General features: G+C 70.7%; 22 protein-coding genes and 1 tRNA gene. 11 read left to right on the forward strand and 12 right to left on the reverse strand.

What is annotated here, in order from left to right; all coding sequences use genetic code 11:
- Positions 1–31: 31 nt before the first annotated feature.
- The 3 genes from ABZU76_RS48100 to ABZU76_RS48110 all read right to left on the reverse strand — a co-directional run bounded on the left by ABZU76_RS48100 (position 32) and on the right by ABZU76_RS48110 (position 3367).
- Complete coding sequence (locus ABZU76_RS48100; protein ID WP_220237883.1) at positions 32–1015, reverse strand: beta-ketoacyl-ACP synthase III; 984 nt, start codon at positions 1013–1015, stop codon at positions 32–34.
- The gene (locus tag ABZU76_RS48105; protein WP_354884121.1) at positions 1012–1935 is read right to left on the reverse strand and encodes an ACP S-malonyltransferase; all 924 of its coding nucleotides are present in this window, start codon (positions 1933–1935) and stop codon (positions 1012–1014) included. The genes ABZU76_RS48100 and ABZU76_RS48105 overlap by 4 nt, the downstream gene beginning before the upstream one ends.
- A gap of 220 nt (positions 1936–2155) precedes the next feature.
- The gene (locus tag ABZU76_RS48110) at positions 2156–3367 is read right to left on the reverse strand and encodes a helix-turn-helix domain-containing protein (protein ID WP_354884124.1); all 1212 of its coding nucleotides are present in this window, start codon (positions 3365–3367) and stop codon (positions 2156–2158) included.
- Between the two features lie 160 nt (positions 3368–3527).
- On the opposite strand from ABZU76_RS48110, the gene ABZU76_RS48115 reads away from it, so the two are divergent.
- The 4 genes from ABZU76_RS48115 to ABZU76_RS48130 all read left to right on the forward strand — a co-directional run bounded on the left by ABZU76_RS48115 (position 3528) and on the right by ABZU76_RS48130 (position 7704).
- A complete protein-coding gene (locus tag ABZU76_RS48115) occupies positions 3528–4451 on the forward strand; it encodes an ATP-binding cassette domain-containing protein (RefSeq protein WP_354884126.1) in 924 nt (307 codons plus the stop codon).
- The gene (locus tag ABZU76_RS48120) at positions 4448–5662 is read left to right on the forward strand and encodes an ABC transporter permease (RefSeq protein WP_255637658.1); all 1215 of its coding nucleotides are present in this window, start codon (positions 4448–4450) and stop codon (positions 5660–5662) included. The genes ABZU76_RS48115 and ABZU76_RS48120 overlap by 4 nt, the downstream gene beginning before the upstream one ends.
- Before the next feature lie 375 nt (positions 5663–6037).
- Positions 6038–6910: a hypothetical protein gene (locus ABZU76_RS48125; RefSeq protein ID WP_354884130.1), complete on the forward strand. Its 873-nt coding sequence runs from the start codon at positions 6038–6040 to the stop codon at positions 6908–6910.
- A gap of 155 nt (positions 6911–7065) precedes the next feature.
- Positions 7066–7704, forward strand: coding sequence for a nicotinamide mononucleotide transporter family protein (locus tag ABZU76_RS48130; RefSeq protein ID WP_354884133.1), 639 nt, complete (start codon positions 7066–7068; stop codon positions 7702–7704).
- Here ABZU76_RS48130 and ABZU76_RS48135 read toward each other — a convergent pair.
- From ABZU76_RS48135 to aceE, 3 genes are all read right to left on the reverse strand, one after another.
- A complete protein-coding gene (locus ABZU76_RS48135; RefSeq protein WP_354884136.1) occupies positions 7685–9298 on the reverse strand; it encodes an L-lactate permease in 1614 nt (537 codons plus the stop codon). The genes ABZU76_RS48130 and ABZU76_RS48135 overlap by 20 nt on opposite strands.
- 220 nt (positions 9299–9518) lie before the next feature.
- On the reverse strand, positions 9519–10730 hold the full coding sequence (locus ABZU76_RS48140; protein ID WP_220237888.1) for an alpha-hydroxy acid oxidase: 1212 nt from the start codon (positions 10728–10730) through the stop codon (positions 9519–9521).
- Positions 10731–10885: 155 nt separating this feature from the next.
- Complete coding sequence (gene aceE / locus ABZU76_RS48145) at positions 10886–13681, reverse strand: pyruvate dehydrogenase (acetyl-transferring), homodimeric type (RefSeq protein ID WP_354884140.1); 2796 nt, start codon at positions 13679–13681, stop codon at positions 10886–10888.
- Positions 13682–14112: 431 nt separating this feature from the next.
- On the opposite strand from aceE, the gene ABZU76_RS48150 reads away from it, so the two are divergent.
- From ABZU76_RS48150 to ABZU76_RS48165, 4 genes are all read left to right on the forward strand, one after another.
- Complete coding sequence (locus tag ABZU76_RS48150) at positions 14113–14547, forward strand: DUF3052 domain-containing protein (RefSeq protein WP_220237890.1); 435 nt, start codon at positions 14113–14115, stop codon at positions 14545–14547.
- A 75-nt stretch (positions 14548–14622) separates the two neighbouring features.
- Complete coding sequence (locus tag ABZU76_RS48155) at positions 14623–15084, forward strand: peroxiredoxin (protein ID WP_220237891.1); 462 nt, start codon at positions 14623–14625, stop codon at positions 15082–15084.
- A 50-nt stretch (positions 15085–15134) separates the two neighbouring features.
- Positions 15135–15206: transfer RNA gene (locus ABZU76_RS48160), tRNA-Val, on the forward strand.
- 440 nt (positions 15207–15646) lie between these two features.
- The gene (locus tag ABZU76_RS48165) at positions 15647–16744 is read left to right on the forward strand and encodes a hypothetical protein (protein WP_354884144.1); all 1098 of its coding nucleotides are present in this window, start codon (positions 15647–15649) and stop codon (positions 16742–16744) included.
- A 199-nt stretch (positions 16745–16943) separates the two neighbouring features.
- Here the strand turns inward: ABZU76_RS48165 and ABZU76_RS48170 are convergent, their stop codons facing one another.
- Positions 16944–17495 carry a carboxymuconolactone decarboxylase family protein gene (locus ABZU76_RS48170; RefSeq protein WP_354884147.1) on the reverse strand — a complete coding sequence of 184 codons (552 nt, stop codon included), beginning with the start codon at positions 17493–17495 and terminating at the stop codon, positions 16944–16946.
- Between the two features lie 80 nt (positions 17496–17575).
- On the opposite strand from ABZU76_RS48170, the gene ABZU76_RS48175 reads away from it, so the two are divergent.
- Positions 17576–18037 carry a MarR family transcriptional regulator gene (locus ABZU76_RS48175; protein WP_354884149.1) on the forward strand — a complete coding sequence of 154 codons (462 nt, stop codon included), beginning with the start codon at positions 17576–17578 and terminating at the stop codon, positions 18035–18037.
- Between the two features lie 4 nt (positions 18038–18041).
- On the opposite strand, the gene ABZU76_RS48180 is transcribed toward ABZU76_RS48175, so the two are convergent.
- Complete coding sequence (locus tag ABZU76_RS48180; protein ID WP_354884152.1) at positions 18042–19247, reverse strand: aminotransferase class V-fold PLP-dependent enzyme; 1206 nt, start codon at positions 19245–19247, stop codon at positions 18042–18044.
- 45 nt (positions 19248–19292) lie between these two features.
- On the opposite strand from ABZU76_RS48180, the gene ABZU76_RS48185 reads away from it, so the two are divergent.
- Together ABZU76_RS48185 and ABZU76_RS48190 are read left to right on the forward strand one after the other, a co-directional pair.
- The gene (locus ABZU76_RS48185) at positions 19293–19910 is read left to right on the forward strand and encodes a GntR family transcriptional regulator (RefSeq protein WP_354884155.1); all 618 of its coding nucleotides are present in this window, start codon (positions 19293–19295) and stop codon (positions 19908–19910) included.
- A 4-nt stretch (positions 19911–19914) separates the two neighbouring features.
- Positions 19915–20682, forward strand: coding sequence for a metallophosphoesterase (locus ABZU76_RS48190; RefSeq protein ID WP_354884158.1), 768 nt, complete (start codon positions 19915–19917; stop codon positions 20680–20682).
- On the opposite strand, the gene ABZU76_RS48195 is transcribed toward ABZU76_RS48190, so the two are convergent.
- The 4 genes from ABZU76_RS48195 to ABZU76_RS48210 are packed head-to-tail and all read right to left on the reverse strand — an operon-like array spanning position 20672 to position 24121.
- A complete protein-coding gene (locus tag ABZU76_RS48195; protein ID WP_354884161.1) occupies positions 20672–22297 on the reverse strand; it encodes a CocE/NonD family hydrolase in 1626 nt (541 codons plus the stop codon). The genes ABZU76_RS48190 and ABZU76_RS48195 overlap by 11 nt on opposite strands.
- Positions 22298–22357: 60 nt before the next feature.
- Positions 22358–23320, reverse strand: a complete 963-nt coding sequence (locus tag ABZU76_RS48200; RefSeq protein WP_354884164.1) for an asparaginase — start codon at positions 23318–23320, stop codon at positions 22358–22360.
- Positions 23317–23445: a hypothetical protein gene (locus tag ABZU76_RS48205; protein WP_354884167.1), complete on the reverse strand. Its 129-nt coding sequence runs from the start codon at positions 23443–23445 to the stop codon at positions 23317–23319. Before ABZU76_RS48205 ends, ABZU76_RS48200 begins: the two co-directional genes overlap by 4 nt.
- Before the next feature lie 4 nt (positions 23446–23449).
- Positions 23450–24121, reverse strand: coding sequence for a FadR/GntR family transcriptional regulator (locus ABZU76_RS48210; protein ID WP_354884182.1), 672 nt, complete (start codon positions 24119–24121; stop codon positions 23450–23452).
- Positions 24122–24287 lie beyond the last annotated feature (166 nt).

Below are 24287 nucleotides of genomic sequence, written 5' to 3' on the forward strand. Positions count from 1 at the left end.
GCGGGCACGGCGCCCGCGAGGGAAGTATCCATCAGGGGCAGACGAAGGCCTGTCCGGCATACGAGAGCCCGGCGCCGAATCCGATCGCCAGCACGATGTCGCCCGGCTTCGCGGTGCCTGCCTTGCGCATGTGGTCCAGCGCCAACGGGACCGACGCCGACGAAGTGTTGCCGGAGTACTTGATGTCGTCGGCCACGATCATGTCCTCGCGCGCGCCCGCGGCGCGCAGCTTCTTCGCGATCGACTCGACGATGCGCAGGTTTGCCTGGTGCGGGATCAGCACGTCCACATCGGACGGCTGCAGGCCCGCGGCCTCGAGCGCCCGCAGGGCGATCGGCGCGATCTGCGTGGTCGCCCAGCGGAAGACCGACTGGCCCTCCTGGTAGATCCACTTCTCGTCGCGCATGTAGATCAGGTCCACGAGGTCGCCCGCGCTGCCCCACACGACCGGGCCGATGCCCGGCTCGTCGGAGCCGCCGACCACCGCGGCGCCCGCGCCGTCGGCGAAGATGATCGCGTTGGCGCGGTCGGTCGGGTCCACCACGTCGGTGAGTTTCTCGGCGCCGATCACGAGCACCTTCTTCGCGGAGCCGGCGCGGATCAGGTCCGAGGCCACGCCGAGGCCGTAGCAGAAGCCGGCGCACGCGGCGTTGAGGTCGAAGGCGCCGGGGCTCGGGATGCCGAGCCGCGCGGCGACCTGGCCGGCCGCGTTCGGGATGGGCGAGGGCATCGTGCAGTTCGGCAGGATGACCGTGTCCACTTCGGACGGATCGACGCCCGCGTCTTCCAGCGCGGCGGTGCCGGCGGCGACGGCGAAGTCGACGAGCAGCTCGTCCTTGTTCCCGAAGCGGCGCTCGATGATGCCCACGCGCTCGCGGATCCACTTGTCGTTGGTGTCCATGAGCTCCGAGAGGTCGTCGTTGGTCACGACCCTCTCCGGCTGGTGGCTGCCGACGCCGAGGATGCGGGTGCTGGCAGGGCCCGTGCTCTGGCGCAGGCTGGGACGGTCGGTCACTGGGCGTCCTCCTCGCGCAGCTTCGCCAGCTCGGCCGGCGTCTTCAGCGCGGTGGTTGTGGTGACGACACCCTTGAGCTGCCGCTTGACCAGGCCGGTCAGCGTGCCCGCGGGCGCCAGTTCGACAGTGCTGCTCACGCCGAGCGACACGAGGCCGTCCATCGTGAGGTCCCAGCGCACGGGCCGGGTGACCTGCGCGAGGAGCCGCTCCAGGTACTCGGTGCCGCTGGTGACCACGGTGCCGTCGGCGTTCGACAGCAGCGGGCGCGTGGGGTCGGCCGGGGTGAGGCCGGCGGCGTGCTCGCGAAGGGCGTCTTCCGCCGGCGCCATGTACGGCGTGTGGAAGGCTCCCGCGACCTTGAGCGCACGGATCTTCGTGCCCTCCAGGGGTTCGGCGACGATCCGCTCGATGGCGTCGGCCGCGCCCGAGGCGACGATCTGGCCGGCGCCGTTGCGGTTGGCCGCGGCCAGCCCGCGCTCTTCGAGCCACGCGACGACCTGCTCGGGGTCACCGAGCATCACGGCCGCCATCGACGTCGGCTCCAGCGCGCAGGCCTTGGCCATCTCGGCGCCGCGCACCGCGGCCAGCGCCACGGCGTCGGCCGGGGTCAGCACCCCGGCGATCGCGGCGGCGGCGAGCTCGCCCACGGAGTGGCCGGCCACCGGCGCGTCGTCGGCCACCGGCGCCACCTGCTGCAGGCGCTCGAACGAGAGCAGCGAGAGCGCGACGATCAGCGGCTGCGCGACCGCGGTGTCCTGGATCTCCTCGGCGTCGCCTTCCGTGCCGAGGCGGACGAGGTCGAGCCCGGCACGGGCGGACCACTCCTCGACGCGCGCGCGTGCGCCGTCGGTCTCGAGCCACGGGGAGAGCATGCCGGGGGCCTGTGAGCCCTGGCCGGGTGAGAGGACTGCTGCTGTCACGCCGTCTATGACACCACGCTGGGTCGCGTCCCTCGGATGCGGCCGGTCACCAAGTCCGCGGGGCGTTATTGGAGGAAACCTCCAAAGACCCGCGATAGAACCTTGCCCTTAACCCAGATGCCTTGTGGGATTCAACCATCGCTTGCCGTGAAGTCGGTCACGGGACCGGTGCCGCCCGCGGGCACGTCACGCCGAGTCATCATCCGGGCCGCCGCAAGAGTCACCAGAGGCCGCGGGCGCGGGCCAGCCTGCCGACGGTGAGCGCCGCCCGGAGCACGAACGCGTCGCGCGGCTCGGTGGGGTTGCGGCCGGTGAGCTCGGCCGCCTTGCGCAGCCGGTACCGCACGGTGTTGGGGTGCACGAACAACGTCTGCGCGCAGCGTTCGAGCACACCACCGCTTTCGAGGTAGGTCTCCACGGTGCGCTGCAGCGCGGGGCCCGCCTCCTCCAACGGCCGCGCCACGAGATCCACCAGCAGGCGCTCGGCCTCGGGATCACCCGACAGTGCGCGCTCGGGCAGCAGGTCGTCGGAGCGGACGGGCCGCGGCGCGCCCGGCCAGCCGACCACCGCGCGCAGGCCCGAAAGCGCTTCGGCCGCGCTGTGGTGCGCCTCGGCGAGCGACGGCACGGTCGGGCCGGCGACCACGGGACCGTCGGCGAACACCGCGGACATCCGCGAAAGCGTTTCGCGTTCCTTCACTCCGCCTTCGGTCGGGCCGCCGATCACGATCACCAGCCGTGAGCCCTGCACCGACAGCAGCACGGGCCGGCCGACGCGGGCGGCGCGGCTGCGGACCTCGAACACCACCGTCGGCGGGTCCTCCGAAGGCGGGTTGCCCACGATCACGGTCGCGGCCGACGCGGGGTCCCAGCCGAGCGCGGCCGCGCGCGAGAGCACCGCCTCCTCGGCGTCGCCGCGCACGATGCCGTCGACGACCAGCGCTTCCAGCCGCGCGTCCCACGCGCCGCGCGCCTCGGCCGCCGCCGCGTAGGAGTTGGCCGCGGCGAACGCGATCTCCCTGCCGTAGCGCAGGATTCCCTCGATCAGGGCCGCGCGTTCGGCCTCGTTCGCGGCGAACTCCGGCAGCTGTTCCTCGAACTGCTCGATCGCGAGCCGCACCATGCTCACGGCCTGACGCAGGCTGATGTAGCGCGACAGCTCGGCCGGCGCGTCGCGGAACGCCTCGGTGGTGAGCTTGAGCGCTTCCTTCGAGTCGCGCAGCCAGTCGACGAACCCCGCCGCGCCCGCCTGCGTGATCAGCAACACGCTGGCGCGCTGGTCGGCGGGCAGCCGCCCGAACCACACCAGCCGTCGTTCCATCACCGCGACGCTCGCGCTCGCGAGCCGCCCTGAGGCGTGGTCGAGCGAGCGCAGCGTCTTCGCCGACAGCCCGTGGTGCTTGGGGACCCGGCGCCCCGTCGTCTCTGCCATTCGTTCCGATCCTCCGCTGGAATCCTAGTTGGACATTCGATCGGCAACTTTCGGTGGCGGACACGCAACCGGGGGCGCTAGGCACCGTCCAGCGGGAACTCTACGATCCGTAACCGGTGATGTATGTCACCGAAATCCGACAACAAGGGGGAAAGGGCCGATGCCAGAGCCCGGACTGGAGATCGATGCGATCTCCAAACGCTACGGCACTGTCGTGGCACTGGAGAAGATGACTTTCGACGTGCGGCCGGGCGAGCTGTTCGGCTTCGTCGGCAGCAACGGCGCGGGCAAGACCACCACGATGCGCATCGCGCTCGGGGTGCTCAGCGCGGACGCGGGCGAAGTCCGCTTCGCGGGTTCGCCCATCACGCACGAAACCCGGCGGCACATCGGGTACATGCCGGAAGAGCGTGGTTTGTACCCGAAGATGAAGGTGGGTGAGCAGCTGACGTACCTCGCGCGGCTGCACGGCATGTCGGCGGCCGACGCGAAGGCGTCGACCGAGCGCTGGACCGAACGGCTCGGCGTGGCTTCGCGCCGCGACGACGAGGTGGAGAAGCTCAGCCTCGGCAACCAGCAGCGCGTGCAGCTCGCGGCCGCGCTGGTGCACGAACCGCGCATCCTCGTGCTGGACGAACCGTTCTCGGGCCTGGACCCGGTCGCGGTCGACGTGATGAGCAAGGTGCTCAAGGAGAAGGCGGCCGACGGCGTGCCCGTCGTGTTCTCCAGCCACCAACTGGATCTGGTGGAGCGCCTCTGCGACCGCATCGGGATCGTCCGGAGTGGACGGATGGAGGCGATGGGCACCGTCTCGCAGCTGCGGGCCGGCGGCGCCGTGCGGCTGCTCGTCGACGCGCCGCAGGCGGCCGACGGCTGGGCCGTGAACCTGCCCGGCGTCACGGTGCTGGGCCGCGACGGTTCGGTGACCGAGCTCGAGCTCGTCGACGGTGCCGACGACCAGGTCGTGCTGCGCGCGGCGCTGGCGACCGGGCCGGTGCGCGAGTTCGCGCGGAAGCTCCCGTCGCTGACCGATCTGTTCCGTTCCGTCGTCACCGAGAACCACCACGAGGAGGTGGCGGCATGAGCACGCCCGACGTCCGCATGAGCCCGCTGTCCGGGGTCGGCCTGGTCGCCTCGCGCGAGATCAGCACGCGCCTGAAGTCCAAGGCCTACCGGATCAGCACGCTCGTGCTGCTCATCCTCATCGTCGCCGGGGTCGTGGTGCTGAAGCTCGTGGGCGGCAGCAGCGGTCCCGACGAGACCGTCGGCTACGTGCCTGCCGCGGCACCGCTGTCGGCGCCGCTGACGGCGATCGGGAAGTCGGTGGGGCAGGACATCGCCACGCAGCGCGTCGCCGACGAGCAGGCCGGCCTCGCGAAGCTGAAGGACGGTTCGATCGACGCGTTGCTGGTCCAGGGCGCGGACCGGGTGCACGTGCAGGTCGAGAAGGACCTCGACGGCAACCTCAAGAACGTGCTCACCGTGCTCGCGGGCCGCGTCGCGCAGAACTCGGAGATCATCGCGCAGCACGGTGATCCGGCGAAGGTGGACGCCGCCGTCGCGAGCGCGAGCATCGACGAGCTGCCGCCGCTGGAGAAACCGTACGACTACGACAGCCAGCAGCTCGTGCTCGGCATCATCGCGGGCATCCTCATCTACATGTCACTCCTGCTCAACGGCCAGACCGTGGCGCAGGGCGTGGTCGAGGAGAAGACGTCACGCGTGGTCGAGCTGCTGCTGTCCACCATCAAGCCGTGGCAGCTGATGGCGGGCAAGGTGCTCGGCATCGGCACGGTCGGGTTGATCCAGATGCTCGCGATCGGGGTCGTCGGCATCGCCGCGGGCCTGGGGACGGGGGTGCTCACCATCTCGGTGTCCGCGGCCATCGGCACCGTCGTCTGGCTGGTGGTGTGGTACCTGCTCGGGTTCTTCATGTATTCGATCGTGTTCGCGGCGCTCGGCGCGCTCGTGTCGCGGCAGGAGGACGTGAGCGGCGCCGTGTCGCCGGCGCTGATGCTGGTGATCGTCGGGTACGTGGTGGGCATCTCCGTGCTGCCCTCGGACCCGTCGAACGAGTTCGCCGAGGTGCTTTCGGTGATCCCGGTGTTCGCGCCGACGCTGATGCCGATGCGGCTCGCCATGGGCGGGGTACCCGTGTGGGAAGCCGTGGTGTCGGTGGGACTCGTGGTGCTGCTGATTCCGCTTTTGATCTGGCTGGCCGCACGGATCTACCGCAACGCCGTGATGCGCACCGGTGCGAAGGTCAAACTGCGCGACGCGCTGCGCGCGGCCTGAGTGTCCGTTCGGTGAACGCGTGTCGTCGCCCTGTGAAACCCGAAGGCCGCTGAAACCTCGATGGGTGCTGAAAGCCCTGAAGGGTCCGGCGAAACCTGAAGCGTATTCGCAGGGCGACGACGCGAACACCCGCTGAATACGCCCGGTGGTAATACCCGCAAATGCTCGAGGCCGCCCGGCGCTTGCGGTTTACGCTGCGCCGGACGGCCTCGTCTCCCCGGTCCCCACCGGTAGTACAAGTATGGCCGCGATTGATCTTCTCGCGCCAGTCGTCTCACTCGATCGTGGTGCAACGCACTCCCGCTGGCTGGGTACCTGATCATCGACCCGCTGCAACAGCCCGCAGCCGGGAATCCATGACGAAGGGAGCCCAGCGTGGGTGAGCAACTCAAGGACGGACTCGGACAGGCCTGGAATCTGGTGGCCACGTTCGTCCCGAAACTCGTCGGTTTTCTGATCATCCTGCTGATCGGCTGGCTGATCGCGAAAGCGGTGTCCAAAGCACTGTCACTGGTGCTCGGAAAACTCGGATTCTCCCGGCTCGTCGAGAAGACGGGCCTGACCGGAATGATGAAGCAGGCGAATGTCGACGCCACCGGCATCCTCGTGAAACTGGTCTACTACTTCATTCTGCTGATCGCGCTCCAGCTGGCGTTCGGCGTGTTCGGTGAGTCGAATCCGGTCAGCCAGCTGCTCAACGACATCATCGCGTTCCTGCCGCGGATCGTGGTGGGGCTGGTGCTGATCGTGGTGGCCGCCGCCATCGCGAAGGTCGTGCGCGACGTCGTGAACTCGGCGATGTCCACGCGGCCGGCGGCCCGGCTGCTCGGCACCGTCGCCTACTGGCTGATCATGGCGTTCGGCATCATCGCCGCGCTGGGCCAGGTCAACATCGCCACCGCCATCACCGGCCCGGTGCTCATCACGGTGCTGGCGACCATCGGCGGCGTGATCGTGGTGGGCTTCGGCGGCGGCCTCATCAAGCCCGCCCAGGACCGCTGGGGTGGCTGGCTCGCCAACCTGCAGGGCCAGCTGAGCCCGGGCGACGGAGGTGGTCAGCGGCAGGTCGGTGGCCGGCCGCAGGCCCAGACCACCCAGGCGCAGGCCCAGACCACCCAGGCGCAGGCCCAGACCACGCAGGCCCAGACCACGCAGACCCGCACCCAGCCCGTTCAGCCGGGAAACGGCCACCAGGCCGCGAACGACACCCCGACCCCGCCGGTCGGGTTCAACCGCGTCGATCGCTGATCGCGGCGCGGTTCGGACAGGCCCGGTGCATCGCCGACGGCACCGGGCCTGTCCGCGTGCTGGGACGGTGTCGCCCGGCTCACACCCCGGGGAATCCCGCGCCCGCCCGGGGTGTTGCGGCCAGAGTTACGTGGGGGACGAGAAGGGGTGCGGACGTGGACTTCCTGCTGCAGCACGGTGTCACGGTTTTCGGCCAGTGGATCTCGATCGCGGAGCTCGCGGGGCAGGTGCTCGCGCTCGCGGTCGTGTTCCTCGCCGACCGGCGGACGCTGTGGACCTGGCCCGTGCAGGTCGGCGCGACGATCCTGCTGTTCTCCGTCTACGTTTCCGCGCACCTGGGCGGTCTGGCCAGCCGGCAGATCGCCATCCTCGCGATCTCGCTCTACGGCTGGTGGGCGTGGCGGCGCCGCACCGACCCAGTCAACGGGGTGGTCGTGCGCACCGCGCGGGCGACCGAGCGGTGGGCGATGCTCGGCGCGTTCGTGGTCGGCACGGCGGCGATGGCGTTGGTGCTGCAGGCGCTGAACGCGTCGTGGGCGCCGTGGCCGGACGCCGCGATCTTCATCGGCACGCTCGTCGCCTTCGGTGCGCAGGGCGCGGGGCTGGTCGAGTTCTGGGGTGTGTGGCTGGTGGTCGACGCGATCGGCGTGCCGCTGCAGATCTCCTCCGGCCTGTACTTCTCCGCCGCGATCTACCTCGTCTTCGCGGTGCTGGTCGTGCACGGCTGGTGGAACTGGAACCGCTCGGCCAAGCGCGTGGCCGCGCACCGGGCGGTCACGGCAGCATCCAGCTGAGCACCGGGGTGCTCTGCCCGAACACGATCAGGCACATCACCAGCAGTAGCCCCACGCTCCACGGCAGCACCTTGCGCAGCAGCTTGCCCTCTTCGCCCGGCAGGTTGGCCGCGACGCACGCGATGGTCAGGTTCTGCGGCGAGATCATCTTGCCCAGCACGCCGCCGGAGCTGTTCGCCGCGGCCAGCAGGTCCGCGGGCAGGCCCGTCTGGTGCGCGGCCGTGACCTGCAGGGCGCCGAACAACGCGTTGGCTGAGGTGTCCGAACCCGAGACGGCGACGCCGAACCAGCCGAGCACGGGGGAGAGGAACGCGAGCCCGGCGCCGGCAGCGGCGATGAACGTGCCGATGGTGGTCGTCTGGCCGGACAGGTTCATCACGTAGGCCAGCGCGAGCACCCCGGTCACGGTGACGATCGCGAACCGCAGCTCCTTCACCGTCGCCAGCCACTCCCGTCCGGCCGTGCTCGCGGCGACCTTGAGCACCACGAGCGTGAGCAGCCCCGCGATGAGCACGAGCGTGCCGCCGGTGTTGAGGAACGGCAGCGAGAACGTGTTGCCGGACACGGCTTTGCCGTCCGGGCCGTGCACGTCGAGGCCGGGCCAGTGGAACTTCCACGTGGCCGCGTCGAGGAGCTTCTTGATCGGCGGCACCTGCGCGAGCGAGAAGATCACGATGATCAACGCGTAGGGCAGGTAGGCGCGCACGACCTCGCCGCGCTCGTCCGGCCGGTCGAGCGTCGCGGTGCGGGAGCCGGTGAGCACCTGCGCGCGGACCTCGGCGGGCACCGCGCGGCGCGTCATCGGCAGCGCCACGAGCGCGGCGGCGCCGGCCAGGGCCGCACCGATGTCGGCCAGCTGCGGCGAAACGAAGTTGGAGGCGAGGAACTGCACCACGCCGAACGCGACGCCGCAGACCAGAGCCGGCACCCACGTCTCACGCAGGCCGCGTTTCCCGTCGACGATGATCACCAGCAGCAGCGGCACGAACAGCGCCAGCAACGGCGTCTGCCGCCCGACGATCGACGACACCTGCTCCAGGGGCAGCCCCGTCACCTGCGCGAGCGTGACCACGGGCGTGCCCATCGCGCCGAACGCGACCGGCGCGGTGTTCGCGACGAGCGCCACCACGGCGGCCTTGCCCGGCCCGAACCCGACCGCCACGAGCATCACCGCGCTGATCGCCACGGGCGCGCCGAAGCCGGCCAGCGCCTCCATCAGCGCGCCGAAGCAGAAGGCGATGATCAGCGCCTGCAGCCGCGGGTCGTCGGAGATCCGCCCGAACGAGCGGCGCAGCACGTCGAAATGACCCGTGTGCACGGTGATCCGGTAGATCCACAGCGCGTTGACCACGATCCACAGGATCGGGAACAGCCCGAACGCCGCCCCTTGCAGCGCGCCGGAAATCGCTTGTCCCACAGGCATCCCGTACACGGCGATGCCGACGACGAGCGCCACGACAAGCCCGATCAGCGCGGCGTGGTGGGCCTTGGTCCGGACCACCCCCAGTAGCACCAGCACCACGGCCAGTGGCACCACCGCGACGAGCGCGGAAAGCCCGAGACCACCGAGCGGAGCCAGGTCTTGCACGAACACGCCGACCTCCCGGGGGGACCGCCGTTTCCGGATTGCGGAAACAGCCTTTCACGAGGTGGCAGAGATACTCGTCACAGACCCACCGGTACGTCAACCCGGTGTCGCACGTCTGGACCAATGCCCCAACGCGGCATTGGGTGTGTTGGGCGCACCGAATGTGGCGTTCGGTGCAACGCGCACCAAGAACGCCACATCGGGGCGATTCAGGCTTCGCGGATGGTCAGCGCAGGGTCACGTGCGAAGGCCGCAGGTCCTCGACGCGGCGCACGCCCAGCAGCTGCATGGTCCGGATCATCTCCGTGCGCAGGATGTCGACGCAGCGCTGCACACCGCGCTCGCCGCCCGCCATCAGGCCGTAGAGGAATGCCCGGCCGACGAGCACGAAGTCGGCGCCGCGTGCGATCGCGGCCACGATGTCGCCGCCGGAGAGGATGCCGGTGTCGACCCAGACCTCGGCGGTGCCCTGGATCTCGTCGAGCACCGCGGGCAGCAGCTCCAGCGGCGTCGGCGCGCGGTCGAGCTGGCGCCCGCCGTGGTTGGACAGGACCACGCCGTCGGCGCCGTGTTTCACCACGTCACGCGCGTCGGCCACGTTCTGCACGCCCTTGACCACGAGCTTGCCGGGCCAGGTGCGGCGCACCCAGTCGAGGTCGTCGAAGTCGAGCGTGGGGTCGAAGAGCTGGGCCAGCAGCTCGGCCACGGTGCCGTCGAAGTGGCTCAGCGACGCGAAGTTCAGCGGCTCGGTGGTGAGCAGGTTGAACCACCACGCCGGGTGCATCGCGCCGTCGGCGAACGTCTTGAGCGTGAGCGCCGGCGGGATGGTGAGGCCGTTGCGCACATCGCGCATGCGCGCGCCGGCCACCGGGGTGTCGACGGTGAGCAGGAGCGTGTCGTAGCCGTTCTCCCACGCGCGATTCATCAGATCTTCGCCCGCGCCGTGGTCGCGCCACACGTAGAGCTGGAACCACTTGCGCGCGTCGGGCGCCGCCGCGGCGAGGTCCTCGATGGAGGTGGTCGCCATGGTGGACAGGCCCATCGGGATGCCGTTGCGCTGCGCCACGCGGCCCACGGCGCGCTCGCCCTCGTGCTGCATCATGCGTGTGAACCCGGTGGGCGCGAAGCCGAACGGCAGCGCCGAGGTCTTGCCGAGCACCGTCCGCGTGGTGTCCACATCGGACACGCCGCGCAGCACGTTGGGGTGGAACTCCACGCGCCGGTAGGCCTGGCGGGCGCGCAGCAGGCTGTCTTCGAGCTCGGCCGCCCCGTCGGTGTAGTCGAACGCGGCGCGCGGCGTGCGCTTGCGCCCGATCATCCGCAGGTCGGCGATCGTGTGCGCGCCGGCCAAGCGCCGCTCGGTCGGGTTGAGCACGATCGGCTTCGGCCGCAGGATCTGCTTCAGTTCACTCGGCCGCGGCAGACGACGCTGGGTCACGTGCGATCACCCTTCCTCAGGCGCTCGGTCAGTTCAGGGACGAGAGCTCTCGGACGCTGAGATACATCCGATGTCTACCCTAGTGGGCGGGGGTCTCGAAACACCAAGACCCTCCGGGCCATTGTGCGCCCGGAGGGTCTTGCTGCGACCACTGCTTACGCGTTGCCCGAGTCCGACGTCTGCGGGCCGGCGGCCGAGACGTCGTCGAGGCGGTAGCGGCGCACCGCTTCGGTCACCTTGTCCTGCGCCACCTCGCCGCGCTTGGCGAGCGCCGTGAGGGCGCCGACCACGATCGACTGCGCGTCCACGAGGAACTTGCGCCGGGCGGCCGGGCGGGTGTCGGAGAAGCCGAACCCGTCGGTGCCGAGCGTGAGCATGTCGGTGGGCACCCACGGGCGGATCAGGTCCGGCACCGCGCGCATCCAGTCCGACACCGCCACGACCGGCCCGTTGACGCCCGACAGCGCCTGCGTCACGTACGGCACGCGGGGGCTGTCGGCCGGGTGGAGCAGGTTGTCGTGGTCGATTTCCACGGCCTCGCGGCGCAGCTCGGTCCACGACGTGGCCGACCACACCGCCGCACGCACGCCCCACTCCTCGGCCAGCAGCTGCTGGGCCTTGAGCGCGTCGGGCATCGTGACGCCGGAGACCAGGATGTGCGCCTCCGGGCCGTCGCCCGCCGGGGCGTCGGCGTACTTGTAGAGACCCTTGAGCAGGCCGTCGACGTCGAGGTTCTCCGGCTCGGCGGGCTGCTGGTAGGGCTCGTTGTAGATCGTCAGGTAGTAGAAGATGTTCTCGCCGTTGCCGTGCGGCCCGGTCTCGCCGTACATGCGCCGCAGACCGTCGCGGACGATGTGGGCGATCTCGAACGAGTAAGCCGGGTCGTAGGCCACGACCGCCGGGTTGGTCGCCGACAGCAGCAGCGAGTGCCCGTCTGCGTGCTGCAGGCCCTCACCGGTCAGCGTGGTGCGGCCCGCCGTGGCGCCGAGCACGAAGCCGCGCGCCATCTGGTCCGCCGCCGCGTACAGGCCGTCGCCGGTCCGCTGGAACCCGAACATCGAGTAGAAGATGTAGATCGGGATCATCGGTTCGCCGTGCGTGGCGTACGAGGTGCCGACGGCCGTGAACGACGCGGTGGAACCCGCCTCGTTGATGCCCTCGTGCAGCAGCTGGCCCTTCTCGGACTCCTTGTAAGCCAGCATCAGGCTCGCGTCGACCGACGTGTACGTCTGGCCGTGCGGGTTGTAGATCTTGGCCGTCGGGAACATCGAGTCGAGACCGAACGTGCGGGCCTCGTCCGGGATGATCGGGACGACGCGCTTGCCGATCTCCGAGTCCTTCGCGAGCTCGCGCACGAGCCGGACGAACGCCATCGTGGTGGCGACCTCCTGCTTGCCCGAGCCCTTCCGGATGCCCTCGTAGACCTTGTCGCCCGGCAGCACCAGCGCCTTGGCGTGCTTCGGCCGGCGCTCGGGCAGGTAGCCGCCCAGCGCCTTGCGGCGGCCGATCATGTACTCGATCTCGGGCGAGTCGGGGCCCGGGTGGAAGTACGGCGGCAGCTTCGGGTCGCGCTCGAGCTCGGCGTCGCTGATCGGGATGCGCTGGGCGTCGCGGAACAGCTTGAGGTCGTCGAGCGTGAGCTTCTTCATCTGGTGCGTGGCGTTGCGGCCCTCGAACGCCGGGCCGAGGCCGTAGCCCTTGATGGTGTGGGCGAGGATCACCGTCGGCTGGCCGTGGTGCTCCATGGCCGCCTTGTACGCGGCGTACACCTTGCGGTAATCGTGGCCACCGCGCTTGAGGTTCCAGATGTCGCCGTCGGAGAGGTCCTTGACCAGGTCCTTCGTCCGCGGGTCGCGGCCGAAGAAGTGCTCGCGCACGTACGCGCCGTCATTCGCCTTGTACGTCTGGTAGTCGCCGTCCGGCGTCACGTTCATCAGGTTGACCAGGGCGCCGTCGCGGTCGGCGTGCAGCAGCGAGTCCCACTCGCGGCCCCAGATGACCTTGATCACGTTCCAGCCCGCGCCGCGGAAGTACGACTCGAGCTCCTGGATGATCTTGCCGTTGCCGCGCACCGGGCCGTCGAGCCGCTGCAGGTTGCAGTTGATCACGAAGGTCAGGTTGTCGAGGCCCTCGCCGGCGGCCACGTGGATGAGGCCGCGCGATTCCGGCTCGTCCATCTCGCCGTCGCCGAGGAACGCCCAGACGTGCTGGTCGTTGGTGTCCTTGATGCCGCGGTCGCGCAGGTAGCGGTTGAATCGCGCCTGGTAGATGGCGTTCATCGGGCCGAGGCCCATCGACACCGTGGGGTTCTCCCAGAAGTCCGGCATCAGCCGCGGGTGCGGGTACGACGGCAGGCCGCCACCCTCACCGGCGTGGCTGTACTCCTGGCGGAACCCGTCGAGCTGCGACGAGGACAGGCGGCCCTCGAGGAACGCCCGCGCGTACATGCCCGGGGAGGCGTGGCCCTGGAAGAAGACCTGGTCACCGCCGCCGGAGTGGTCCTTGCCGCGGAAGAAGTGGTTGAAGCCCACCTCGTACAGCGCCGCGGACGAGGCGTAGGTCGAGATGTGCCCGCCGACGCCGACGCCCGGCCGCTGCGCGCGGTGCACCATGATCGCGGCGTTCCAGCGGATGTAACGGCGGTAGCGGCGCTCGATCTCCTCGTCGCCGGGGAACCACGGCTCGTTCTCCGTGGGAATGGTGTTCACGTAGTCCGTGGACGTGAGCGCGGGCACTCCGACGTTGCGCTCGCGGGCGCGCTCCAGGATGCGCAGCATCAGGTAACGCGCGCGCTGCTGACCACCCCTGGCCAGCGCCTCGTCGAAGGAGTCCAGCCACTCGGCGGTCTCCTCCGGGTCGATGTCGGGCAGGTGCGCCGCGAGTCCGTCACGGATGACGCGTACGCGTGCCGGGGTCTCCTTGCCGGAGGCGCCGTCGTTCTGCGGGGCCAAGGGGTCTCCTTGTAACTGGTTGTAGCCGTTGTAGCTGCTGGGCGGGAGTGCACGCCGATTCCCATCGTCGTCCCCGGCCCGGCTCCCGTCACCTTTACTGTCCGGTAACAAGGGTCGCCCCGAGTGTGCCACTCCCCGCGTGCGGTGTATCGCGCGCGCGTTTAGTTCTCCCCAACACTAGAGGAGAGGTTTCCGGGGGTTGCCGGAGCGGTCGTGCGACACTGCCCACAGACACCTGTCCCGGGGTTACCGAAGACCCCGGGGGGCCTCCACGCTGCGACACGACTTGTCAAAGATCCGGTGTGGACGGTTGCGCGCAGCGCCGCGCCAGTGTTCGCTATCGACAACCGTGTACCCGAGTGTGGTGGCCGGCGCGGCTTCGCCCGTGTGTCCGACCACCGCGCTCCGTCGTAGTTGGAGGAGTGGAAGCAGTGGTCGCCGCGGGAGACGCAGGCACTGCCGGCGTCGCCGAGAGCCTTGGCATCAAGCCGGACATGGTGGTCCAGGAGATCGGCTGGGACGAGGACGTCGACGAGGACGTTCGCGCGGCGATCGAGGAGGCGATCGGCGCCGAACTCCTCGACGAGGACGCCGACGAAGTCATCGACGTCGTGCTGCTCTGGTGGCGCGAAGACGACGGCGACCTGGGCGACGCCCTGGTCGACGCCCGGGGTCCGCTGGACGAGAACGGCGTGATCTGGGTCCTGACGCCCAAAACGGGTCAGCCCGGGCACGTCGAGCCCAGTGAGATCGCCGAAGCCGTGCCCCAGGTCGGTCTGTCGCAGACCGCCAACATCAGCGTGGGAGCCGACTGGCTCGGGACCCGACTGGTGTCGCCGAAATCCTCGAAGGCGAAACAGCGGTGAACCGGGGCCTGCGCAGCTGACACGATAGGGTTGTCGGCGCAGGTTTCGTGATCGCTTTCGGAGAGGATTCGCCGCATGGCCGTCGAGGTCGGTACGCCAGCCCCGGACTTCACGCTCAACGACTACAACAAGCAGCCCGTCACGCTGTCGTCGTTCAAGGGCGACAAGCCGGTGCTGCTGGTCTTCTTCCCGTTCGCGTTCAGCGGGACCTGCACCGGCGAGCTGTGCCAGCTGCGTGACGAGTTCGCCGACTACGACACCCAGGGCGTGCAGATCCTGGGCGTCTCCGTCGACGCGGTCTTCTCGCTGAAGGTGTGGGCCGAGCAGCAGAACTACCAGTTCCCGCTGCTCTCGGACTTCTGGCCGCACGGCGCGGTCGCCCAGGCCTACGGCGTCTTCAACGACAAGGCCGGCATGGCCCTGCGCGGCACGTTCCTCATCGACACCGACGGCATCGTCCGCTTCGCCGAGGTCAACCAGCCCGGCGAGGCTCGCGACCAGTCGGCGTGGAAGAAGGCCGTGGCCGAACTGGCCTGACTTTCTTTTTTGTTGACGGGCCCGGCTCCTTACCGGCCGGTCCCGTCAGCGGGCGCATAGCTCAGCGGAAGAGCACTCGGTTTACACCCGAGCGGTCGCAGGTTCGAACCCTGCTGCGCCCACCGATTCGATCGGTGGACTGTGTCCGCGGAACGCGCGAACCGGTCGAATCGGTCGTGTCTTTTGGGGGTGCAACCCCCAAACCCCGCCCGGCGGGCTTCGCCCCCGGACCCCCCACGGTGGTCGTCTTGGGTGGTCTTGCGCCCGGACCTCCACGGTGGTCGCCTTGGGTGGTGTTGTCTTCCGGATTCCCGCGGTGGTCGGCGTGCGTGGGTGGTCTCCCGGGTTCCGGCGGTCGTCGGCTGGGGTGGTCGTGGCGGTGCCGGACTTTTCGGCGGTGGTCGTGCGGGGAGTTCCCGGAGCCGCCCCCCGGCAGTGGTCGTCTTTGGTTGATCAGTAACGGTTGGTGATCGGTCGGGGACGGGGCGAGACCGGCGCGGCGGAGTGGCCCTACGCTGGACCGGCGTGATCGGGGGGTCGCCGGTCTGCGGTGGGGGGACGAGTGGACGCGCAGCGTGCATATCGACGGGTCAGCGGGACGTTCGGATTCTTCGCGCTGCTGTTCAGCACCGCGGTGGGCACGGCGGTCGTCGCTGACGGAGCACTGAGCCGGTCGAGGGTGGAGTGGACGCCCGCGCTGGTGCTGGCGGGAATCGCGGTGGTCGGAGCGGTGGCGCTGCGGGCCGGGCGGAAGGTCGCGTCGGCGGGGTACGTCGAAGCCTCCAGGCGGCGGCGCCGGGCGGGGTTTTCGCCGGCGTTCCCGTTCACGCTGGCCGCCTGGGTGCTCGCCGCGGCGGGCTTCGGGGCGGTGGCCGGCACCGCGGTCGTGGCCGGCGAACTCAGGGACGCCGAATCACGTGCGCGCCTGCAGACACTCGTGGACTTCCCGCGGCCGATTCTCCTGCTGTTCGCCGGGCTCGTGCTCCTGGCGGCCGCAGGGTACTACTCGTGGCGTTTTCGGGAACGGCACGAGCTGCTGGCGCTGCAGGCGGCGGGGATCGCGGTCCTGGTCGAGCCTGAGCCGCCGCGGCCGATCCAGGCGACCCGGCTCTGGCTGGTCGGCACGCTGGTCGACGCCGTGCTGTTCGCCGGCGCGATCGTGCCCCGGCTGCTGTCCGACGTCGACCGCCCCACCTGGGACGAGCTCCTCACCGGCGGCTTTGGCGTCCTCGCCGGGCCGGCGGTCGTGAGCTTCTCGATCCTGCTGCTCATGATGGTCAACTGGTCGACCCGCCGATCCGCCTGGCGCGCCCTGTCCCACCCGGCTTCCCTCGGCGCCCTCGCCCTGGTGGCGATCGGCTACGGCCTCGATGCCGGCGCCGGCCTCTCGGTCGTCGGCGCCGTCATCGGCGTCGCCGGCATCCTCCTCGGGTCGATCACCTGCCTGAACATCATGACCCGCGGCGCCCAACCGTGGATGGGCCTGCTGTACCTCGCCGGCAACTACGTCTACGGCTACCTCACCGCCCCGAACGGCGACTACGTCCTCCCACAGGGCGTCACCGGCTGGATCATCGCGGTGCTGGCCGCGGCCTACGCGATCCGCGAGGCGATCAAGCACTACCGGGAGTGGACCGCGGTGGAGCCGCCGCCGTTCTGAGGCCGGCGGGCCGGGGCCGGGCCTGCCCCCTCGACAGGCCCGGCCGCGTGGTGCGCGTCGCGGGCGAACGTGGAGTAGGAGGCTCGGCGGGCCCCGGTGGATACGTCGGAGACTGCGGCAAACGGGTGATCTTCCGAGACCGACGAGGACCCGACGAGGACCGACGAGGCCGACGAGGACCCGACGAAGACCGACGCTGTCAGGCGGCGGTCCACGCGTGCTCGGTCAGGCTCGGGTGCAGGGGAGCGGCCACGAGCCGGTTGGCGAACGTCGAAAGCGTGTACGCGCCGATGCCCAGCACCACCTCGAGTGCCTGCCGCGGGGTGTAGCCGGCGGCGAGGAACGCGTCGAGGTCGGCGGCAGGCACGTCACCGGTCGTCGCGAACGTGGTCAAAGCGAACTGGCGCAGCGCCTCCAGCCGAGGCACGGGCAATGGCGCCGACGCGCGCAGCGCGGCGATCAGCGAAGCCGGCGCGTCGAGCTGCACCAGCTTCACGGTGTGCATCGCGACGCAGAAGTGGCAGCTGTTGCGCGTGGACACCACCAGGATCAGCGTCTCGCGCTCCAGCGGCGACAGCGTGGTGGTCTCGAACAGGGCGCTCAGCTTGAGGAACCCGTTCAGCAGCTCCGGCGACGTCGCCAACCGGGCGACGGCGGCCGGCAGTGAGCCGAACTGGGCTTCGGTCGCGGCCAGTGCGCGGCGGGCGGCCGGTGGGGCGGTCTCGGCGGTGTGGTCGGGGAAGTGCGGCACGGGACCCTCCTGGGGTAAAGTCGTCAACGTGGTTGTCGAATTCCAGAAGGTAAACCTGGTTGTCGAATTTGGCAAGCGGTATGGCTGACGCGCCCGGCTTCGAGCTGCCGTTGCTGTTGTTCTCGGGCTTCCGCACGCTGATCGACGACCTGCACGTCGAGCTCGCCCGTCAGGGGCACCCCGACGTGCGCCCCGCGTTCGGCTTCGCGATGCAGGCCATCGGACCGCGCGGGGCCACCGCGTCGGAGCTGGGTAAACGGCTCGGCGTCTCGAAGCAGGCCGCCGGCAAGACCGTCGACCGCCTGGAGCAGCTCGGGTACGCCGAGCGCGCCGACGACCCCGAGGACGCCCGCCGCAAGCTCGTGCGGCTCACGCCGCGCGGCATCGACTCCCTCGCCCGCTCCGCCGCCATCTTCGAAACGCTGCGCGCGAACTGGGTGGGCGAGCTCGGCGCCGACCGCGTCCGCGCCCTCGAAGCCGACCTGCGCACCATGACCGGCGGCGGCTTCCGGCTCGACGTCGCGGGCTGGTTCGCCGGGTAGCGCGTCAGCCGTTGCGCGACTCCTGGGCCAGCTTCGCCACCTGGCTCGTCAGCAAGTCGATCTCGCCCTCGGTGTTGTAGTAGTGCACCGACGCGCGGACGAGGTCGGGCAGGTCGCGGGCGGTGAAGTCGTACTGCGCCGAGGTCGCGTGGGTCACGCTCGTGTTGATCCTCGCGGCCGAGAGGCGCACCTTCACCTGCTCCGCGCCGAGGCCGTCGAGGCTGAACGCGACGAGCCCGCACTTGCGCGCGCCGACGTCGTGCACCCGCACGCCGTCGAGCTCACCGAGGCGGCCGCGCAGCGTCGCGCCCAGTTCGGCCACGCGGTGCTCGATCGCCGGCAGACCCCATTCGAGCGCGTAGTCGACGGCTGCGCCGAGCCCCAGCACGGCCGCGTAGTCGCGTTCCCAGACCTCGAACCGCTTCGCCGTCGGGTCCACCACGAACTCGTCCGGCGACTCCCAGCTGGCCGAATGGAGGTCGAGCATCGCCGGCTCGAGCTGCTCGCGCAGCCGCGGGTGCACGTAGAGGAAGCCGGTGCCGCGCGGCCCGCGCAGGTACTTGCGGCCGGTGGCCGACAGCGCGTCGCACTGCAGCAGCTCCACGTCGAGGTCGAGCTGCCCGGCCGACTGGCACGCGTCGAGCAGGAACGGGATCCCGGCCTCGCGCGCGACCTTGCCGATCTCCTCGGCCGGGTTCACCAGGCCGCACTGCGTCGGCACGTGGCTCACGGCGATGAGCTTCACGTCGTCGTCGATCAGGCGGCGCAGGTCGGCCACGTCGAGCTGGCCGGTCCCGTCGTCGGCGACCACCTCCACGCGCGCCCCGGTGCGGCGAGCCACCTGGAGGTAGGCGATCGCGTTGCTCGCGTACTCGGCGCTGGAGGTCAGGATCCGGTCGCCCGGGCCGAAGCGCAGCGCGTAGAAGACCGCCTGCCACGAGCGTGTCGCGTTGTCCGTGATCGCGATGTCCTCGGGCGCGGCGTTGATCAGCCTCGCCACGGACATGTACACGGCCTCGGTGCGCTCGGCCGCCGCCGCGGCGGCCTCGTAGCCGCCGACCAGCGCTTCGGCTCGCAGGTAGTCGACCATCGTGTCGGTGACGCGGGCCGGCGGGAGCGCCGAACCGGCGTTGTTGAAGTGGACGACGCCGGTGCAGCCGGGCGTCTCGGCGCGGGCGCGGGCCACGTCGGCGGGCTGGATGCTGACCATGTGAACTGAATACAGTAGGGCCAGTCTGTATGCAATACTGCGCGGATGACCAAGCGACTCCTGCGGGGTGAGCTCATCGAGGAGATCACCGCGCGCGTGCTCGACGGCCGGCTGGACGCCCGGATCAACGAGGTACATCTCGCGCGCGAGCTCGGCGTGAGCCGCACGCCGCTGCGGGAAGCGCTGATCGGGCTCGCCGACCGCGGGCTGCTCGTCGCCGCGCCCGGCCGCGGGTTCCTCGTCGCGCCGCTCGACCTGGAGGAGGCCCGGCGGCTCTACCCGCTGGTCGCCGAGCTGGAGTCGCTCGCTCTGCGCTGGACCTCGCCGCTGGACCTGACGCTCCTGCCGGACGCGCTCGACGCGATCGCCGACGAGATGGCGGCCCGGCCCGCCGGCGCCGATCTGTCCGCTGTGGACGATCGCTGGCACGAGATGTTGCTCTCCCGCTGCGGAAATCCGCACCTGCTGCGCTTGATCGAGCAGACCAAACCGCTGCTCAAACGCTACGAATCCGTGTACTTCGGCGGCCCCGAGCGGGCAGCCGAGAGCATCGCCGAGCACCGGGGGATCGCCGACGCGCTGCGTTCCGGCGACGGGCCCGGCGCGACGGCGCTGCTCGTGCGCAACTGGGTCAAGGCACTGGCGTACCTCGAACGGAGCTGAACGTATGAAGGTCTTCGCGCACCTGTCGGACATTCACCTCGACGGCGGCGAACGCGCCGACGCGCGCGCCACCGCGGTGCTCGACTACCTGCGCGCCCTAGAACGCCCGGTCGAGGCCGTGTTCGTGACGGGCGACCTCGCCGACCACGGCCTGCCCGAGGAGTACCGCCGCGCGACCGAGCTGCTCAAGCACCCCGCGCCCGTGCTTACGTGTCCCGGCAACCACGACGTGCGCGAGGCCTTCCGCGAGGTCCTGCTCGGCGAGCCGGCGAGCGTCGCCCCGGTGAACGTCGCCACCGACGTGAACGGCGTCCTCGTGGCCATGTGCGACTCGACGATTCCCGGCGAGGGCGCGGGTTATCTCGAAGACGCGACGCTCGCGTGGCTCGACGAAGCGCTCACGGCCCACGACGGTCCCGCGTTCGTCGCGTTCCACCACCCGCCGGTCGAGGTCGGCATCCCGCTCGTGGACGCCATCCGCCAGACCGGCGAAGACCGCCTCGCCGAGGTCCTGCGGCGCCACCCGCGGGTGCTCGCGCTGCTCTGCGGCCACGTCCACACCGGCGCCGCCACCACGTTCGTGGGCGTGCCCGTGCGCGTCGCCCCGGGCGTCGTCTCCGGTGGGCTGCTGCCCGTCGAGCCCGGCGCCGACCGCTCCTGGGCCGAGGGCGGCCCGATCGACCTCGAGCGGCCGCCGTCGCTGCTGCTGCACGTGCTTCACGACGACGGCCGGCTCACCACCCACCAGCGGGTGGTGCCGTTCAGCGGCTGAAGACGGGCAGCGTGACCCGCGACGGGTGCGCCGCGTCGTGGAAGATCTCGAATCGGTTCGCCTTGCCGTCGACGGCGCTCGCCACCGGTTCGCCCGTGCCGTGGTTGCGGGCGAAGCGCGGGAACGCGCCGCCCGCCACCTGCACGCGCAGCCGGTGGCCGCGGCGGAACCGGTAGGCCGTCGGGTCGAGCTGAACCCGCACCGTCACGATCCCGTCGGCGTCCGCCTCGGGCGCGCCGGGCCGCAGCCGGAGGATGCCGTCGGTGACGTTGCGGGAGCGCCCGTCCTGGTCCACGTCGCAGAGCCGCACGTACACGTCGGCGTGGCCGAGTTCGGTTCGCACGAACACGGTCGCGCTCGCCTCGCCGATCACGTCCAGGTCGGCGATCAGCGGTTCGCCGGTGAACACGAGCACGTCGTCGCGGGCCTCGACCACGTTGTTGTCCTGCTGCTTGTTGGTGCCCGTCAGCAGTGGCCCACCGACCGCGGGCGTCGGGTCGGTGGGGTCGTAGGTGAACGCGGTGGGCTGGGCTTCGCCGCTGACCACCTCGCCGAGGCCGCCGATCGGCCGCAGGTGCGATTCGGTGGCCGTGGACTCGGGCGGCCACGCGTCGAAGTCGAGCCAGGTCGCCGCCTGCTGCAGGTACAGCCGCACGGGGGAGCGCTGCAGCTGCGCGCGGTCGTCGAGCAGGTGCGCGCGCAGGAACCCGACCTGGTCCTGCACGGAGATCCGGAGGCTGGCCGGGTCGCCGTGGGCCCACGGCCCGATCGTGATCCGCGGCGCGCGCCCGGCGTCCTGCAGCGTGCGGAAGTCGCGCAGCTGGCCCTGGATGAACAGGTCGTACCACCCGGTGACCATGCTGACGGGCACGGTGAGCCCGGCGACCTCCGCGCTGTGGTCGGACATGGCCCAGTAGCCGTCGTCCGGTTCGGCGTGGGTGGTCACGTCGCGCAGGAACAGCACCTGCTTGCCGATCGCGGCCACATCGGCGGCGTTCAGCGGCAGGTGCGCCATCGCGCGGCGCGTCTTGCGCTTCTGCACCGGGTTCGGCAGCGCCCCGAACCGTTCCTCTTGCCGGCCGATCATGGCCGACCACGACACCATGTTGTCGGCCGCGAGCACCCCGCCCGGGTAGAACGTGCTCACGAACTCCGAAGCCGTCACGCCCAGCGCCATCGCCTCGAGCGGCGGGTCGAGGTAGGGCCCGATCGCCCATTGGGTGTGCCCGAGGTAGCTCAGGCCTGCCGTCGCGAGCCGCCCGTCGCACCACGGCTGCTCGCGCAACCACTCGGCGGTGGCGATGCCGTCTTCGCGTTCGAGGTGGAACGGGCGGAACTCGCCCTCGGAGCCGAACGTGCCGCGCGTGCTCTGCACCACCGTCTGCAGGCCGTGGCGCGCGAAGACGCTGCCGAAGAGCGCGGCGATCGGCCCGCTGCGCCCGTACGGCGTGCGCACGAGCACGACCGGCCCCGAGCGCAGGCCGGCCGGCGTATACCGGTCGGCCACGAGGTGGACCCCGTCGGGCATGGGTATCCGCAGGCCCTTGGTGGCGACGGGGGCCGGGCCCTCCGCCTTCGGGAGACCGAGCAGGAGGTCGGCGATGCGCTGCAGCACAGGTTTACCCCTTTCACCAAGCCGGACGCTTTCGAAGCTACCCGTCTCGCGTGAGCGGGGTCACGCAGCGCGCGGGCGGCCCTCGAGTTCCGCGGTCACCCGCAGCGCCGGGTTCGTGAACGGTTCGAGCACGCCGGCGTCGACCCCGCACCGCTCCAGCGCGGCCGCGAGCACGGCGGCCCTCGCGCGATCGCCGCCGTCGGCGATCTTCAGCGCCACGGCCGTGCCGTCGGGCAACGCGGCGAGCTGCACGGCCTCGAACCCGTCCTTCGCGAGGAGCCCGGGCACCGCGCGCATCACCGCGGTGACGTCCCGCCGGGTGCCGCCCACGAGGTCCGGGTGCTGCCGGATCCCTTGGGCCACCAGGCTTTCCGGTGTGCCGGGCGCCGCGGTCGCCAGCCGCGAGGCCGCTCGGGCGAGTCCCCGCAGCGACAGCGCGAACAGCGGCGCACCGCACCCGTCGACGGCCACGCGCGGCACGGTCTGCCCGGTGAGGTCTTCGACGGTCGCGCGGATCGCTTGCTGCAGCGGGTGCCCGGGATCGAGGTACGTGCGCGGGTCCCAGCCCTGCTCCCGGCAGGTGGCGAGCATCGCCGCGTGCTTGCCGGAGCAGTTGTGCGCCAGGCGCGCGGCCGGCCGGCCCTCGGCGACCCACGCGTCGCGTTCGACCGGGTCGAACGGGTAGTCGGCCGGGTTGCCGAGGTCTTCGGCGGTCAGGCCATGGCCGGCCAGCACGGCCGCCGCGGCGTCGAGGTGCCGGCGCTCGCCCGAGTGGCTGGCCGCGGCGATCGCGAACCCCGCCGGCGGCAGCCGCAGGCCCAGCCGTGCCATCGCCGTGGCCTGAAGCGGCTTCGCAGTCGAACGAGGGTACATCGCGACGTCCGGGTCGCCGGCGGCGAAGAGCGTGGACCCGTCCGGCGCGAGGGCGATCACCGAACCGTGGTGCACGCCTTCGACCATGCCGTCGCGCAGGAGGTGGACGAGGGGGACGTGGCGCGGCACGCGCTGTTCGGGAGTGCTCACTGTCCGGCCTTCTCGAACGTGCTCATGGAGATGTGGCGGGACTTCAGCGCCTTGTTGTAGCCGGCGCCACCTGCGTGGGCGTGCTTCTCCGTTTCGCCGGACGACGGCAGGGACTGCTCACTCACGTTTTCAGTCGTTCCTGTTCTGCTTCGCCGTGCGACCCGGCCGCACGATGGTGGTCAGCGCCTGCTCGACGCTCGCGAGGTGCGCCGTCATCGCCGCCACGGCCGCCTCTTCGGAGCCATCGGTGATCGCCGTGACGATCCGCCGGTGCTCCACGTTCGACTCCGCACGCCGGTCGCCCAGCTGGTTGAGGAAGGCCGACTGGCGGGCCAGCGCGTCGCGGATCTCCTCGATGACCTTGGCGAACACCGGGTTGCCCGAGGACTGGGCGATGGTGATGTGGAACAGCGAGTCGAGTGCCACCCACGCCGTGTTGTCGGTCTCGAGCTCCATCCGCTCGGCGAGGTGGCCGAGCAGGTCGAGGTGGTCGGCGTCGCGGCGCAGGGCCGCGTAGCCGGCCACGGGGATCTCGACGTGGCGGCGCACCTCGATGAGGTCGCGGGCTGAATAGTCGCCGAAAGTGGGGCTCTCGGCCGGGCCGGTCGCGGTGACGAACGTGCCCTTGCCGGTGCGGGACACGGTGAGCCCGAGCGCCTGCAGCCCGCGCAGCGCCTCGCGGATCACCGAGCGGCTGACCTCGAACTCCTTGCTCAGCGCGGCTTCGGACGGCAGCTTGTCGCCCACGGCGTACTCGCCGCGTTCGATGGCGCGGCGCAGGTAGGCCAGCACCGCCTCCATGGCGCTCACGCGACGAGGGCCTTGTCCGGCTGTCTGGCTGTCAGACAGGTTCATGGAATGAGATCGTGAAGTTCCGCCGAACCGGTGTCAAGTCAGGTGGAGGTCTGCCACATCAGTACTGGGGGAATCACCGGAATCCTGTGGGCCGGTTCACTCGCCCCGGTTC

The organism is Amycolatopsis sp. NPDC005232 (assembly GCF_040607795.1).
GTDB lineage: Bacteria > Actinomycetota > Actinomycetes > Mycobacteriales > Pseudonocardiaceae > Amycolatopsis.